Raw genomic sequence first — 15,296 nt, forward strand, 5'->3', positions numbered from 1 at the left:
CGGACGACCTCCGCGTGGTGTCCGGCAGCGGGGCGGCGATTCGCGCTAGAGCAACTGCACGGGGTTGAAGACGTCGGCGAGGAACAGCACGCCGCCCATTCCGATGAGCAGCACGACGACGACGAAGGTCACGGGAACGAGCTTGGTGGCGTCCACCGGTCGCGCGACCTTTCCTCGCAGACGCGCGATCCAGCGCTTGAGGCCATCCCACAGGGCCACCACGACGTGCCCTCCGTCCAGCGGGAGCAGGGGGATGAGGTTGAAGACGAAGAGCGCGATGTTCAGCGCCGCCAGCAGGCCGATGATCGACTGCACGCGCGCGAGGATCGGCGCATCGACAGCGGCGTACTCGCCCGCGAGACGGCCCGCGCCCACGACGCTGAGCGGTCCGTTGGGATCGCGCGGCTGACCGGTGACGAGATCGGCGGCGGTGTCGTAGATGCGCACCGGCAGCTGCGTCATGATCTGCGCGACGGCACCCACCTGCTGGATCGTCGCCTCGGGACCCACCCAGATCGGCTGGGGCACGAGAGCCTGCTGAGCGCGGAGCCCCGCGAAGCCGACGCTCTCGTACTCGAGTGCTCCGGCGGCATCCCGTACCGGCTGCCCCTGCGCGTCGGTGACGACGCGGTCGGTGCGCGCGGGGGTGACGGTGACCGTCTGCGTGGCACCGTCGCGCTCGATCACGACGGGAAGCGCCTGACCGGGGGCGTCCTGGATGATGGCGGCCGCCTCGGCGAAGGTCGACACCGCGCGACCGTCGACCGATACGACGACATCGCCCGGTTGGATGCCGGCGGCCGCGGCCGGTGCGACCGGGTCGGCCGACGTGCAGTCGGTGCGGTCTTCGCTCGCGGGGATGACGCACTGCGACACCGATGCGACGGTCGTCGTCGTGGTCGCGATGCCGATGCCGCTGACGGCGACAGCCGAGAGCACGAAGGCGAGCAGCAGGTTCATGATCGGCCCGCCGAGCATGACGACGACGCGCTTCCACACCGGCAGCTTGTAGAAGACGCGATCGTCGGCCGCGACCAGGGTCTCGGCGTTGGCGTCACGTGCGTCCTGCACCATCGTGGCGAAGAAGCGGGACCGACGCTTCGTCGGTTCCTCCCCCTCGGGGGCGGGCGGGTACATGCCCGCCATCGAGATGAAACCGCCGAGAGGCAGGAGCTTGAATCCGTACTCGGTCTCGCCCACTCGCTTCGACCACAGGGTGGGGCCGAACCCGATCATGTACTGGCCGACGCGCACGCCGAAGAGCTTCGCGGGCAGCAGATGCCCGACCTCGTGCAGGGCGATCGAGACGGCTAGGCCGATCACGAGCACGAGCACGCCGATGAGGAAGGCGATCGCGGTCACCCGGCGACGATACCGCCGCTCGGCTTTGAACCGCCCGTGCGACGGCGATGCGGTGTCTGTGCGGCGCCGGATGAGACAATGGACGGGATGACCGATGCGCCCTCGAACCTCCCGCCCGTGCTCCGGCCCGAGCGACCGCCCCACCGCGACCTCGCGGAACTGGCCCGACGCTTCGGCGTACGCAGCGTCGGTGATGTGGAGGGGACGACCCTGACCGGCATCACCCTCGCCACCGCCGATCTGCGCGCGGGCGAGGCCTTCGTCGCCATCCGCGGCGTCAACCGTCACGGGGCGGATTTCGCCGCGACGGCCGCCGAACGCGGTGCGGTCGCCGTCATCACCGACGCGGACGGCGCCGACATCGCCGCGTCCACCGGTCTTCCGATTGTCGTTGTCGACGACCCCCGGGCACTGCTGGGCGACCTTTCGGCGTGGGTGTACGGCACCGGCGCCGACGACGACCTGCCGCAGCTGCTCGCCACGACCGGCACGAACGGCAAGACCAGCGTGTCGCACCTCCTCGAGGGGATCCTCGGTCAGCTCGGCGTCGTGACGGGCCTGTCGTCGACGGCCGAGCGCCACATCGCCGGTGAGGTCATCGTTTCGCGCCTCACGACGCCCGAGGCATCCGAGTTCCACGCGCTCCTCGCCCTGATGCGCGAGCGCGGCGTCGAGGCCGTCGCGGTCGAGGTGAGCGCGCAGGCCCTCACCCGCCACCGCGTCGACGGGCTCGTGTTCGACGTGGCGGGTTTCACGAACCTCACCCACGACCACCTCGACGACTACGCCGACATGCGCGAGTACTTCGAGGCGAAGATGCCGCTGTTCCGTTCCGATCGTTCGCGCCGGGGCGTGGTCTGCCTCGACTCCTCGCCGGGCGCCGAGATCGCCGCGCGGGCCGAGATCCCGGTCGTCACGATCGTCACCCCGGCCATCGCCGAAGATCCGGCGGTCGACGCCGACTGGACGGTCGACATCGTCGATGAGCGCCAAGACGGAACAGAGTTCACGCTCCGCGCGCGCGACGGTCGCAGCCTGACCACCGTGGTGCCGGTCATCGGCCGGCACATGGCCGCCAACGCGGGCCTCGCGATCGTCATGCTGCTCGAGACCGGGTACGCCTGGGAACGCCTCGTCGAAACGCTCGACGGCGGTCGCATCGACGCCTCGCTCCCGGGACGCACGCAGCTCGTGTCGGGCGCCGAAGGGCCGGCGGTCTACGTCGATTTCGGCCACTCCCCCGACGCGTTCGAGAAGACGCTCGCGGCCGTCCGCCGGGTGACCCCGGGCTCCGTGGTCATGGTCTTCGGCGCCGACGGCGATCGCGACGCCACCAAACGCCACGACATGGGCCGGACCGCCGTACTGGGCAGTGACATCCTCGTCATCACCGACCACCACCCGCGGCACGAGAACCCGGATGCCATCCGCTCGGTGCTCGTCGAGGGTGCACGCCGGGCCCGCCCCGATGCCGAGATCCTCGAGGTCACCCCGCCGGAGCGCGCGATCCTCGAGGCCGTGAAACTCGTGGGCGCGGGCGACGCGATCCTGTGGGCGGGTCCCGGCCACCAGGACTACCGCGACATCCGCGGGGTGCGCACCCCGTACTCGGCGCGTGAGCTCTCCCGTCGTGCCCTGCGCGCGGCCGGCTGGCCCGTGCCCGACCCGCAGTGGCCGGTGCCCTACCCGGCCGACAGCACCCCGTCGTCCGATCCCGAGCGCCCGGTCGACTTCCCCGCCTGAGTCGCCTCCGCGCGAGCTCCGCGGCTGGTGCCGACACACGCACGAGATTTCGCGTAGCCCCTCGATGGGCACGACACGGCCGGGCGGGCAGGATCCCTGCATCGTGTCCGCCGCACCACCGTCCGCACCACCGTCCGGACCTCGTCGCTGTCACAACGCAGGAATCCCACGCGGTCGCGGCCTGAGTCGCGGGGTCCAGCCGGTCCCCGCCGGTGAGAATCCCGCGTCGTGTCCTCGTGATCGCCGGTCGGCCGCGCCGGGACTCAGCGCGCGGCGATGATCTCGTCAGCCGTGCGGCGCGCCCACGCCTCGGACTCAGCGAGTGACTCACGCGTGAGGTCTGCCGGCGCCTCGTGCCGTTCGACGACGCGCTCGATGAGATCGACGATGTCGAGGAAGCCGAGGCGTCCCTCGTGGAACGCGTCGACGGCCTGCTCGTTCGCGGCGTTGAACACCGCCGGGAACGTCGCGCCCGCGCGCCCCACGCGCTTCGCCAACGCGACGGAGCCGAAGGCCTCCTCGTCGAGCGGCTCGAACGTCCACTGCGAGGCGCGCGTCCAGTCGAGCGGGGCTCCGACGCCGCCGATGCGATGCGGCCAATCGAGCCCGAGCGAGATGGGCAGGCGCATGTCGGGGGGCGAGGCCTGCGCGATGGTCGACCCGTCGACGAACTCGACCATCGAGTGAACGATCGACTGCGGGTGCACCGTGACGTCGATGCGGTCGTAGGCGACGTCGAACAACAGGTGCGCCTCGATCACCTCGAGGCCCTTGTTCACCAGCGTCGCGGAGTTGGTCGTGACGACGCGGCCCATGTCCCACGTCGGGTGAGCGAGCGCCTGTGCGGGGGTGACATCGATGAGCTGCTCTCGCGAACGACCGCGGAACGGGCCCCCGGATGCCGTCAGCACCAGCCGGCGCACCTCGTTCCGCTCCCCCGAACGCAGCGCCTGCGCGATCGCGGAGTGTTCGGAGTCGACGGGCACGATCTGGCCCGGAGCGGCGAGCGCCGTGACGAGGTCGCCACCGACGATCAGCGACTCCTTGTTGGCGAGGGCGAGTGTGCGCCCTTCTTCGAGCGCGGCGATCGTGGGCCCGAGCCCCACGGAACCGGTGATGCCGTTGAGTACCACGTCTGCCTCGACGTCGCGCACCAGCTGCTCCGCCTCGACGGCGCCGAGCGCGATGTGCTCGACACCGAACGCGTCGGCCTGGGCTTCGACGCCGGCGCGGTCGGTGCCGGCGGCCAGGCCGACCACGTCGAAGCGGTCGGGGTTGGCGCGGATGACGTCGAGCGCCTGCGTCCCGATCGAACCGGTGGAACCGAGGATGAGGACGCGGCGCATGCCGTCAGCCTACTGAGCGGCTTCGGGGGCGTGCTGCACGCCGAGGATGTCGACGACGAAGACGAGGGCGGAGTTCGCCGGGATCGAGCCCGACGCCTGGTCGCCGTAGCCGTCGACGGCGGGGATCACCGCGACGACCTGCGAGCCGACCGTCTGCCCCTCGAGGGCCTTCTTGAACCCGGGCACGACGCCCGTCGTCGCGAACTGCGCCGGCTCTCCGCGGTCCCAGCTGGAGTCGAACACGGTGCCGCCGTCGTAAAGGACGCCGGTGTACTGCACGATGACCGTGTCGCCAGGGTTGACCACGTCGCCGGTGCCCTTTCGCAGGTTCTCGACGCGCGTCTCGGCGGGCGCGGGCGTGCCGGGGACGGTGATGGTGGGCGCACCGTCATCGGCGAAGGTCACGGTCGGCATGCCCTCGACGGGAGCGACTTCGGCTCCTTCGGCGCGCGTGGGCAGTTCTTCGATGGCGTCGGCGATGAGGACGAAAGCGGGCGAGCCGTCGCCCAGGGCTCCCGCCGGGAAGGACGACACCGTACGTGAGCCGATCGTCGCGCACTGGAGCGAGGCGCCGAAGATCTGCTGCGACGAGATGAGCGTGTCCATGCCGTCGGGCGCCGAATCGATCGACTGCAGCTGGACGGCGCCGCTCGCCGCGTCGACCAGGGTGAAGTTGGCCTTGAGCACGTCGCCCGCCTGCACCTGTTCGCCGGCGCCCTCGATCAGGGTGGTGCGCTGCAGCTCAGCGGGGGCGTAGGCGTCGGGAAGGGTCACCTCGACCGTCGACGAGAAATCGCCCGCGACGGTGAGTCCCTCGGGCGCGGGGGCCTCGGCGAGGGGAGCCTGGCACTGGCCGGCGTCGGCCGTCCCGGTCGTGGCATCCGGAGTCTGCGCCTGATCGGGTGAACCGGCGCACCCCGCCAGCAGCAACGCCGCGACGGCGGCGACGGACAGGGAAGCGAACGGGCGGAAGCGCACGGGAGACCTCTCGAAGGGAGCGGGGAAGCTTCCATCTTTGCGTATCCCGCTTGGTCGCGGCTGGGAGTCCTCATGCGCGCGCGGGTATGCGGCGGCGAGTAATCTCGTCAGGTGAGTTCCGACCTGCCCGCCGAACCCCCCGCAGCACGGCCGCAGCAGATGGGCGCCACCTACCTCCTCGGGCGCTCCCTCATCGCGCCGCTGGCCCGCGCCGTCTACCGACCCCGCGTGGAGGGCCGCGAGAACGTCCCGCGGACCGGTCCCGTCATCTTCGCCAGCAATCACCTGTCGTTCATCGACTCCATCGCCATTCCGGTGGCCGCTCCCCGGCCGGTGCACTTCATGGCGAAGGCGGCGTACTTCGAGAAGTGGGCTTCGCGGCAGTTCTTCACCGCGATCGGCGCGATCGGCGTCGAGCGCGGAGCGGGCCAGAAAGCTCTCGAGGCCCTCGATCAGCAGCGAGCCCTGCTCGAAGACGGCCGCGCGGTGGCGCTGTACCCCGAAGGCACGCGCTCGCTCGACGGTCGGCTGTACAAGGGACGCACCGGCGTCGCATTCCTGGCGCTGCAGACGGGCGCGCCCGTCGTGCCCGTGGGGCTCATCGGTACGGACGCGGTCATGCCCGTCGGCGCCAAGTTCCCGAGCACCAAGCCGCGCATCACGGTGCGCTTCGGCACTCCGCTCGATCTGTCACCTCACGGTCCCGCGTCGTCGGGACGCGCCCGCCGTGGAGCGACCGACGAGATCATGGCCGCGATCCACGCGCTCAGCGAGCAAGAACTCGCGGGCGCGTACAACGAGGCCCCCGCGCAGAATACGATCGAGCGCATCAAGCAGGTCCTTCCGCACGAACGCCTCTGACCTCGCGCCCCGCACCCTTGACGCGGCGGCGACCGACGAGCATGGTCGGGAGTGCGACGGCTGGCGCCGTCGACGCCACGACGAGGAGGCACCGTGAAAAAGTTCGTGAACGACCCGGGCAACGTGCTGGCCGAGGCCCTGCGGGGAATCGAAGCCGCCCACCCCGAGCTGAGAGTGGATGCCGAGAACCGCGTCATCTCGCGCGCCGAGCCGACGCGCGCGGGGAAGGTCGCGCTGGTGTCGGGCGGGGGCTCCGGACACGAGCCGCTGCACGGCGGGTTCGTGGGACGGGGGATGCTCGACGCCGCCGCCGCCGGTGAGGTGTTCACGTCTCCGACGCCCGATCAGGTGCTCGCCGCGACGCAGGCGGTGGACTCCGGGGCCGGGGTGCTGCACATCGTGAAGAACTACACCGGCGACGTGCTCAACTTCGAGATGGCCGCCGAGCTCGCCGCAGCGGAGGGCGTGCAGGTCGAGTCGGTCGTCGTGGCCGACGACGTCGCCGTCACGGACTCCACCTGGACAGCCGGACGCCGAGGCACCGGCACCACGGTCGTCCTCGAGAAGATCGTCGGCGCGCTGGCAGAGGAGGGAGCCGACCTCGCCGCCGTCGCCGAGCTCGCTCGGCGTGTGTCGGCCGCGGGCCGGTCGATGGGCGTGGCATTGACGAGCTGCACCGTCCCCGCCGCGGGCCGCCCCACCTTCGAGCTCCCCGACGACGAGATGGAGGTCGGGGTCGGCATCCACGGCGAACCCGGTCGCTCGCGGGTGAAGCTGGCATCCGCTCACGAGATCGCGAAGCTGATGGTCGATCCTGTCGTGCACGACTTCGGCGAGCCGGTGGGACCGGCGATCGTGCTGCTGTCGGGCCTGGGCGGGACGCCGTTGATCGAGCAGTACCTGCTGTACGGCGAGATCGCACCGCTGCTGGCGGAGGCCGGCGTCGAGGTGAAGCGGGTGCTCGTCGGCGACTACATCACGAGCCTCGACATGGCCGGCGCCTCTCTCACGGTCGTCCGGGCCGACGACGAGATGCTGAGACTGTGGGACGCGCCGGTCGTCACTCCCGGCCTGCGGTGGGGCGCATGAGCGCCGCCGTCTCCACGGACGACCTCGTCGCATGGGTACGCGCCTTCCGCGACACCGTGCAGCAGCACAAGGACGAGCTGACGCGCCTGGATTCCGAGATCGGCGACGCCGACCACGGCTCGAACATGGCGCGTGGCCTCGACGCGGTGGTGGCCAAGCTCGGCGAGACGCCGGCGAGCGCCGCCGAGCTGTTCAAGACCGTCGGGATGACCCTGGTCTCGTCGGTCGGCGGTGCCAGCGGCCCTCTGTACGGGACGCTGTTCCTGCGCATGGGTCCCGCCCTGTCGTCCGATGAGGTGGATGCCGCCTCGCTCGGCGCGGCTCTCCGCGCCGGCGTGGACGGGGTCGTCGCGCGCGGAAAGGCCGAGCTCGGCGACAAGACGATGATCGATGCCCTCTCCCCGGCCGTGGACGCGTGGGATGCTGCGGCCGGCGACGGTGCGACCCCCGCCGAGGCCGCCCGTGCGGCCGCGGAGGCCGCTGCGCGTGGCCGCGACGCCACCGAACCGCTCGTCGCCCGTAAGGGGCGTGCGAGCTACCTGGGCGAGCGCAGCGCCGGGCACCTCGATCCGGGGGCGACCTCGGCGACGCTGCTCCTCGAGGCCCTGCGCGACACGCTGGCGGGCGCCGCGTGATCGGGATCGTCGCCGTCTCGCACAGCCGCGCCCTGGCCGAGGCGGCGGTCGAACTCGCCCTCCAGATGGGCGGCGCCGAGCCGCCGGTGGTGCGGGTGGCCGCGGGCGGACCCGACGGGGATCTCGGGACGGATGCCGTGGCCATCGCCGCAGCCGTCGACGAAGCCGACACGGGCGACGGCGTGCTCGTGATCATGGACCTGGGCTCGGCGATCCTCAGTGCCGAGACGGCGCTGGAGTTCGTCGGCGCTCCCGACCGCGTGCGGTTGAGCTCGGCGCCCTTCGTGGAGGGGCTCGTTTCGGCAGTTGTCACGGCTGCCGGCGGGGCGGATCTGGTCGCGGTGGATGCGGAGGTGTCCGGCGCGGGCGCGGCGAAGAGACGTCAACTCGGTGACGCGACCGACGCGCGGGACACCGCTGGCGACGCGGGCGAGGGAGCCCCGGCATCCGGAGGCGTGGCGCCGGACGCGGAGTCGTTCGAGGCGGTCGTCACGAATCCGTCGGGTCTGCACGCACGGCCCGCCGCGACCTTCGTCAAGGCCGCGTCGCGGTACGACGCCGATGTCCGCATCGCCGACCTCGACGCGGGGGGCGAAGAGGTGTCTGCGCGCAGCCTCCTCGCGCTCATGGCCCTGGGCGCGCGGCAGGGATCGCGCGTGCGGGTGAGCGCGACGGGGCCGCAGGCCCGTCCCGCGCTCGTCGAGCTCCGCGCGCTCATCGACGACGGCTTCGGCGAGCGCTGATCCGCGGACCCGGCAGCCGGAGAATGCTCAGCGGGTGACGCTGAGCAGGCGGCGGGCCAGCGCCTCCTCGACGACGAGTTCGGTGATCAGCCCGGCGGCGAGCGCCCCGCGCAGACCGTCGAGCTTCGACAGGCTCGACACGACGCAGAACCGTCGAGGGATGCGGCGGACGGTGTCGAGGTCGGGTCCGCTGGATCGGGCGTTCAGCTCGGGGATGTCGCTCGACCCGTCCGCACGGTAAAACACCGTCGCGCAGTCGCCGACGACGCCTTCGCGCTCGATCACCGCGCGGTCGCGCTCGTCGAAATAGTCGCCGCTGTATACGTGCGACGGCACGTCGGCGTGGGGCGAGCCGAGACCGAACACGAACAGCCCCACCCGCTGCTGGATCTCCAGGACCGACCGTACCGAGCGCTCACGCCACATGGCGTGCTTGGTACGCGGGTCGTCGAACAGCGCCGGCACCGGGAATTGGTGCACCGACGACGACCACGCCGCGCCGAACTTCGACAGGATCTCCCCCGCGTACGGGATGCCGGAGGTGCGGACGTTCGCGGCTCCGTTCATCTGCACGATGTGGGTGTCGTGCACGTCCTTGAGCGGCACATGACGGGCCACGGCCGACAGCGTCGATCCCCAGGCCACGCCGACGGTCATGGACGATTCGACGCGTTCGGCGAGGATGCGCGCCGCGGTGAGGGCCGTCCGCTCGAGGCGCTCCGCCTCGGAGGTCCGTGCGGGCGTGGGCACGACGTGCGCGGTGATGCCGAACCGGTCGGCGATGCGCTGCGCCATCTGCCCACGGGCGTCGTCGGGTGGGCTGATCGAGATGGTGACGAGTCCCACGTCGCGGGCATGCTGCAGCAGACGTGAGACCGACGAGCGCGAGACGCGCATCTCGTGCGCGATGGCATCCATCGTGAGGTCCTGCATGTAGTAGAGCTGGGCCGCGCGCAACGCATCGCGGGAGCGCTCCTCGGCCTGCGTCGTCACGGTGTCGTCGCTTTCACGAACACCATTCTGCACGTTTGTTCAAGGGGCTTGCAACAACGTGCAGACAGGCGCATTCTCATGGTGTACCCCAACGAAAGGTCGCAGTCGACATGTCGTCCCCCGCAACTTCGCTCCGCGCCGATGTGCAGGCGCTCCGTGACGCCGAAGACCTCGACGTCCTGATCATCGGCGGGGGCATCAACGGCCTCGCCACTCTCCGCGACCTCGCCCTGCAGGGCGTGCGAGTCGCCCTCGTCGAACGCGGCGACTTCGTCTCGGGAGCGTCGTCGGCGTCGAGCCACATGGTGCACGGCGGCATCCGCTACCTCGAGAACGGCGAGTTCCGTCTCGTCAAAGAGGCGGTGACCGAGCGCAACGACCTGCTCAAGACCGCTCCGCACTACGTCAAGCCGCTCGAGACGACGATCCCGATCTACAAGACGTTCTCCGGCATCCTCTCCGCTCCCTTCCGCCTGCTGGTCACGCACGGCCGCGGCAAGCCCAACGAGCGCGGTGCCCTGCTGATCAAAGTCGGCCTGATCATGTACGACACCTTCTCGCGCGACGGCGGTTCGGTCCCCCGGCACAAGTTCCTGGGCAAGAAGAAGTCGCTCGCCGAGCTTCCCCAGCTCAACTCCGACCTCGCCTACACCGCGACCTACTTCGACGCCTCCATGCACGACCCGGAGCGCATCGCCCTCGACGTGCTGCGCGACGGCATCGAGGCCGGTGGCGGTCGCACGCAGGCCGTCAACTACGTCTCGGCCGTCGGTGCCGACGCCGACGGCGTCCGCGTCCGCGACGAGGTCTCGGGCGAGGAGTTCAGCGTCAAGGCGAAGGTCGTGCTGAACACGGCGGGCCCGTGGACCGACCTGGCCAACGCGGCCATGGGGCTCACGACGACGTTCATGGGCGGCACCAAGGGCTCGCACATCGTCCTCGACAACCCCGAGCTGCTCGCGGCCACCGGCGGACGCGAGATCTTCTTCGAGCACTCCGACGGCCGCATCGTGCTCATCTACCCGCTCAAGGGCCGCGTGCTCGTCGGCACCACCGACATCGATGCCGACCCGTCCAAGCCGGTCGTGTGCACCGACGACGAGATCGCCTACTTCTTCGACCTCATCGGTCACGTCTTCCCGAACGTCGGGGTGGACCGCTCGCAGATCGTCTACACGTTCTCCGGCATCCGTCCGCTCCCCCGCCACGACGACACCGCCCCCGGCTTCGTGTCGCGCGATTACCGGATCGTCGAGGACGAGATCGCCGGTGTCCCCGCTCTGAGCCTCGTCGGCGGCAAGTGGACCACCTTCCGCGCCCTCGCCGAGCACATGAGCATGAAGACGCTGCAGAAGCTGCGTCGTCCGCACCGCGTCAGCACCCAGGGGCTCCCCATCGGCGGCGGCGCCGGGTTCCCCGCCACCCCCGAGCAGCGTCGTCGGTGGGTCTCGTCGCGCACGAATGCGCACAGCGCCGGCCTCGTCGAGGCGATGCTCGAGCGCTACGGAACGCGCGCAGACGCGATCCTCGCCGCCCTTCCCTCGGAGCCGACCCCGGTCCCCGACGCCCCCGGCTACTACCGGGAAGAGCTGACCTGGATCGCACAGAACGAGCAGGTCGTGCACCTGATCGACGTGCTGCTGAGGCGCACGCACCTCGCTTTCGTCGGCGGGATGACCGACCGCACCCTGCGCGAGGTCGCCGAGACGATCGCCGCTCCGCTCGGCTGGGACGCCGATCGGGTCGACGAGGAGGTCTCCCGCACCACGGAGATCCTGCGCGCATCCCACCGTGTGGACCTCGCTCAGGCCGGCGTCGCTCGAATCTGAGAGAACGTGCGGGCGCGCCGTCTATTGCGCGCCCGCACACCGGTCGTAGGTTCAGAGCACTGAGCCGCATAACATCACCCGCGCCGAAGTTGTCCGGGTGACCGAAGAAAGGTCGATGACGACATGCAAGAAGTGAACTTGGGGCTGTACTTCCTCTCGGAGGTGGTCGGCACCGCGATGCTCATCCTGTTGGGTTGCGGCGTCGTCGCGAACGTGGCCCTGGCCAAGACCAAGGGCAATGCCGGCGGCACCCTGATGGTCAACTGGGGATGGGGCCTGGCGGTCTTCGCCGGTGTCATCGTCTCCGCTTACTCGGGCGCACAGCTGAACCCCGCGGTCTCGATCGGTCTGCTGGTGGCCGGCAAGATCGCCTTCGTCCAGTTCCTCGTGGCCGTCGCCGCGCAGATGGTGGGTGCCATCATCGGTGCCGTGCTCGCCTGGGCGTCCTACAAGCAGCACTTCGACGACGAGCCCGACCCCGCCGCCAAGCTCGGCGTCTTCTCCACCGGTCCCGCCATCCGCTCCTACGGCTTCAACTTCCTCACCGAGGTCATCGCGACCTTCGTCCTGGTCTTCGTGATCTTCGGCTTCAGCGACTACGGCGTGGCCGACATCGGCGTCCCGGGCGGCATCGGCGGTCTCGCGGCCGTCCCCGTGGCCCTGCTCGTCGTGGGTATCGGCGCCTCGCTCGGTGGCCCCACCGGTTACGCGATCAACCCGGCCCGTGACCTGGGCCCCCGCATCGCCCACGCCCTCCTGCCCATCAAGGGCAAGGGCGGCAGCGACTGGGGCTACGCCTGGATCCCCGTCGCCGGCCCCCTGGTCGGTGGACTGCTCGCGGGGCTTCTGGCTCCCGTGCTGCTGAGCCTCGGCGCGTAACACTCCCGCGGGGGCGTCGTCCGACGCCCCCGCCCCGCACGTCCTTCACCACTTCCACCGAACATGACAAAGGAGTCCTCCATGGCCGACTACGTCCTCGCCATCGACCAGGGCACGACCTCGACGCGCGCGATGATCTTCGACAAGTCCGGGAGCGTCGTCTCCGTCGGGCAGAAGGAGCACGAGCAGATCTTCCCCCGCGCGGGGTGGGTCGAGCACGACCCGCTCGAGATCTGGCGCAACACCCAGGAGGTGATCGGCCTGGCCCTCAGCCGCGCCGACATCACCCGCCACGACATCGCCGCCGTCGGCATCACCAACCAGCGCGAGACCGCGGTGGTCTGGGACAAGAACACCGGCAAGCCCGTCTACAACGCCATCGTCTGGCAGGACACGCGTACGCAGTCGATCGTCGACCGCCTCGCCGACGGCGACCCCGAACGCTACAAGAGCATCGTGGGTCTGCCGCTGGCGACCTACTTCTCGGGCACCAAGATCGTCTGGATCCTCGAGAACGTCGACGGTGCACGCGAGAAGGCGGATGCCGGCGACCTCATCTTCGGCACCACGGACACCTGGGTGCTGTGGAACCTCACCGGTGGCACCGAGGGCGGTGTACACGCGACCGACGTCACCAACGCCAGCCGCACGCTGTTCATGGACCTCGAAACGCTCTCATGGCGCGACGACATCCTCTCGGACTTCGGCGTGCCCCGCTCGATGATGCCCGAGATCCGCTCCTCCTCCGAGGTGTACGGCGCCGTCGAGTCGTCGTCGCTGCTGCGCGAGACGCCGATCGCCGGCATCCTCGGCGACCAGCAGGCCGCGACCTTCGGCCAGGCCGCCTACGATCCGGGCGAGAGCAAGAACACCTACGGCACCGGCAACTTCCTCATCTTCCAGACGGGTGAAGAGATCGTCCGCTCGAAGAACGGCCTGCTGACCACCCTCGGGTACAAGCTCGGGGACCAGCCCGCGCACTACGCACTCGAAGGATCGATCGCCGTCACCGGGTCGCTGATCCAGTGGCTGCGCGATCAGCTCGGCATCATCTCCTCGGCTCCCGAGGTGGAGGCCCTGGCCCGCACCGTCGACGACAACGGCGGGGTGTACTTCGTCCCGGCCTTCTCGGGCCTGTTCGCGCCGTACTGGCGCCCCGACGCCCGTGGCGCGATCGTCGGTATGACCCGCTTCGTCAACAAGGGCCACATCGCCCGCGCAGCCCTCGAGGCAACGGCCTTCCAGACCCGCGAGGTGCTCGAGGCCGTCAACGCCGACTCGGGAGTCGACCTGACCGAACTCAAGGTCGACGGCGGCATGACCGCCAACGACGAGCTCATGCAGTTCCAGGCCGACATCCTCGGTGTGCCGGTCGTGCGCCCCGTCGTCGCCGAGACCACCGCCCTCGGTGCCGCGTACGCCGCGGGCCTCGCGGTGGGCTTCTGGGACAACCTCGACGACCTCCGCGCCAACTGGCAGGAAGACAAGCGGTGGGAGCCCAACATGGACGACGGCGAGCGCGACCGCGAGCTGCGCCTGTGGAAGAAGGCCGTCACCAAATCGATGGACTGGGTCGACGACGACGTGCGCTGAGCGTACATGTCACGAACGGAACCCCGTCGGCGTCCTGCCGGCGGGGTTCCGTCGTCCCCGGCGCGTTTCGGCTCCACGAACCGCACGGCCCGTCGAGAAGACCGGGCCCGCCCGCAGACGCCGGCGCCCCGGCATCCGGATGCCGGGTCTCAGCGCTGCGGCTTCGGGAACGCCGCACGGACCGCGTCCGACTGCAGGTAGTCCGAGACGCCGATCAGCAGGATCGCGAAGAGGATCTGTTCGGTGACCACCCAGAACGGGTACAGGCCGGGGATGGCCGCGAGGACGAGCGCGACGACCGGGAAGATGCGGCTGAACAGCTGCAAGCGCCGGAAGGCCCAGTACCACCCCGCACGTGCCCGCCAGAGGAAGTAGAACAGCGTCGTGGTGATCGCCAGCACGACGAGGCAGCGCATCCACACCGCTAAGCCCACATCGGTGCCGTTCACGGTCATCACGAGAGCGACGACGACCGTCGCCACCCCGAGCACGAAGCCGAGCGCGAGCAGAAGCGTGACCGCGCGGAGGGCGCGACGCACCTTCGGGTCATCCGAGACGGCGACGCGATGGTCGGCCTGGCGCCCGCCCGCGATTCGATCGAGGCGGCGGAGCGCCGGTTCGAGCTGCATGCGCTCACTGTACCGACGCCGGACGATGCGCCGCCCGCGAGGGGGATGCTCAGCCGACGGTGATCTCCGCTTCGTGTCGCACGGGGAAGTTGACCGAATTCGCGATGAAGCACCACTCGCGAGCCTGTCGATGCGCTGCACGGGCGGCATCCACCATCGACTCGTCCGCGACTCGCACGCGGGGGCGCAGCACCACCTCGGTGAACGCTCCGCCGCTGTTGCCGTCCTCCTGCAGCGTGCCGGTCGCGTCGTCCTCGTACGCGGTGACGACGACCCCGGTCGTCGTGCACGCGTGCAGATACGACAGCAGGTGGCACTCGCTGAGGGCCGCGAGCAGCAGCTCCTCGGGGTTCCACTTGGCGGGGTCGCCCCGGAAGGGCTTGTCGGCGGATGCCGCGATGGCCGGCTTGCCGTCGACCTCGAGGGTGACGGCGCGGTCGTAGTCGCGGTAGCCGCTGGTGCCGCTCCCCCGATCGCCCGTCCAGGTCGAGTGCAGGCGGTAGTGATGCTCTCCGTTCATGCCCCCAGTCTGCCGCCCTCGGCGTGTGCGCGGGCCGCTCCGCCCACCGGGGCTCGCCCCGGCGCTACCGGTGGCGATGGAGACGGCCGGGATACC

The 15,296-nt window shown here is 70.4% G+C and carries 14 protein-coding genes; 8 read left to right on the plus strand and 6 right to left on the minus strand.

Annotated features, from left to right (window positions below; genetic code table 11):
* Positions 1 to 45: 45 nt before the first annotated feature.
* Complete coding sequence (locus FHS07_RS01315; RefSeq protein ID WP_183418115.1) at positions 46 to 1,362, minus strand: site-2 protease family protein; 1,317 nt, start codon at positions 1,360 to 1,362, stop codon at positions 46 to 48.
* Between the two features lie 87 nt (positions 1,363 to 1,449).
* On the opposite strand from FHS07_RS01315, the gene FHS07_RS01320 reads away from it, so the two are divergent.
* The gene (locus FHS07_RS01320) at positions 1,450 to 3,105 is read left to right on the plus strand and encodes a Mur ligase family protein (RefSeq protein WP_183418116.1); all 1,656 of its coding nucleotides are present in this window, start codon (positions 1,450 to 1,452) and stop codon (positions 3,103 to 3,105) included.
* 263 nt (positions 3,106 to 3,368) lie between these two features.
* On the opposite strand, the gene dxr is transcribed toward FHS07_RS01320, so the two are convergent.
* Together dxr and FHS07_RS16755 are read right to left on the minus strand one after the other, a co-directional pair.
* Positions 3,369 to 4,451, minus strand: coding sequence for a 1-deoxy-D-xylulose-5-phosphate reductoisomerase (dxr, locus tag FHS07_RS01325; RefSeq protein ID WP_183418117.1), 1,083 nt, complete (start codon positions 4,449 to 4,451; stop codon positions 3,369 to 3,371).
* Between the two features lie 9 nt (positions 4,452 to 4,460).
* A complete protein-coding gene (locus FHS07_RS16755) occupies positions 4,461 to 5,429 on the minus strand; it encodes an FKBP-type peptidyl-prolyl cis-trans isomerase (protein ID WP_183418118.1) in 969 nt (322 codons plus the stop codon).
* A gap of 111 nt (positions 5,430 to 5,540) precedes the next feature.
* Between FHS07_RS16755 and FHS07_RS01335 the strand changes: the two genes are divergently transcribed.
* The 4 genes from FHS07_RS01335 (at position 5,541) to dhaM (ending at position 8,757) form a co-directional block, all read left to right on the plus strand.
* Positions 5,541 to 6,290, plus strand: coding sequence for a lysophospholipid acyltransferase family protein (locus FHS07_RS01335; RefSeq protein ID WP_183418119.1), 750 nt, complete (start codon positions 5,541 to 5,543; stop codon positions 6,288 to 6,290).
* Positions 6,291 to 6,383: 93 nt separating this feature from the next.
* Positions 6,384 to 7,379 carry a dihydroxyacetone kinase subunit DhaK gene (dhaK, locus tag FHS07_RS01340; RefSeq protein ID WP_183418120.1) on the plus strand — a complete coding sequence of 332 codons (996 nt, stop codon included), beginning with the start codon at positions 6,384 to 6,386 and terminating at the stop codon, positions 7,377 to 7,379.
* Positions 7,376 to 8,014, plus strand: a complete 639-nt coding sequence (gene dhaL, locus FHS07_RS01345; RefSeq protein WP_183418121.1) for a dihydroxyacetone kinase subunit DhaL — start codon at positions 7,376 to 7,378, stop codon at positions 8,012 to 8,014. The genes dhaK and dhaL overlap by 4 nt, the downstream gene beginning before the upstream one ends.
* Positions 8,011 to 8,757: a dihydroxyacetone kinase phosphoryl donor subunit DhaM gene (gene dhaM / locus FHS07_RS01350; protein ID WP_183418122.1), complete on the plus strand. Its 747-nt coding sequence runs from the start codon at positions 8,011 to 8,013 to the stop codon at positions 8,755 to 8,757. The genes dhaL and dhaM overlap by 4 nt, the downstream gene beginning before the upstream one ends.
* Positions 8,758 to 8,784: 27 nt before the next feature.
* Here dhaM and FHS07_RS01355 read toward each other — a convergent pair whose 3' ends face one another.
* Positions 8,785 to 9,750, minus strand: coding sequence for a sugar-binding domain-containing protein (locus FHS07_RS01355; RefSeq protein WP_183418123.1), 966 nt, complete (start codon positions 9,748 to 9,750; stop codon positions 8,785 to 8,787).
* 110 nt (positions 9,751 to 9,860) lie between these two features.
* On the opposite strand from FHS07_RS01355, the gene FHS07_RS01360 reads away from it, so the two are divergent.
* The 3 genes from FHS07_RS01360 to glpK all read left to right on the plus strand — a co-directional run bounded on the left by FHS07_RS01360 (position 9,861) and on the right by glpK (position 14,051).
* Entirely contained in the window at positions 9,861 to 11,579 is a 1,719-nt protein-coding gene (locus FHS07_RS01360) for a glycerol-3-phosphate dehydrogenase/oxidase (protein ID WP_183418124.1), read from the plus strand.
* Positions 11,580 to 11,702: 123 nt separating this feature from the next.
* Entirely contained in the window at positions 11,703 to 12,458 is a 756-nt protein-coding gene (locus FHS07_RS01365) for an MIP/aquaporin family protein (RefSeq protein ID WP_183418125.1), read from the plus strand.
* 81 nt (positions 12,459 to 12,539) lie between these two features.
* Positions 12,540 to 14,051, plus strand: coding sequence for a glycerol kinase GlpK (glpK, locus tag FHS07_RS01370; protein ID WP_183418126.1), 1,512 nt, complete (start codon positions 12,540 to 12,542; stop codon positions 14,049 to 14,051).
* Positions 14,052 to 14,200: 149 nt separating this feature from the next.
* On the opposite strand, the gene FHS07_RS01375 is transcribed toward glpK, so the two are convergent.
* Positions 14,201 to 14,680: a hypothetical protein gene (locus FHS07_RS01375; protein ID WP_183418127.1), complete on the minus strand. Its 480-nt coding sequence runs from the start codon at positions 14,678 to 14,680 to the stop codon at positions 14,201 to 14,203.
* Positions 14,681 to 14,729: 49 nt separating this feature from the next.
* Positions 14,730 to 15,200 (minus strand): OsmC family protein, encoded by a 471-nt coding sequence (locus FHS07_RS01380; protein ID WP_183418128.1) that lies wholly within the window; start codon positions 15,198 to 15,200, stop codon positions 14,730 to 14,732.
* Positions 15,201 to 15,296: the final 96 nt, after the last annotated feature.

This window comes from Microbacterium proteolyticum (genome assembly GCF_014192415.1).
In the GTDB taxonomy this organism is placed as follows: Bacteria; Actinomycetota; Actinomycetes; order Actinomycetales; family Microbacteriaceae; genus Microbacterium; species Microbacterium proteolyticum.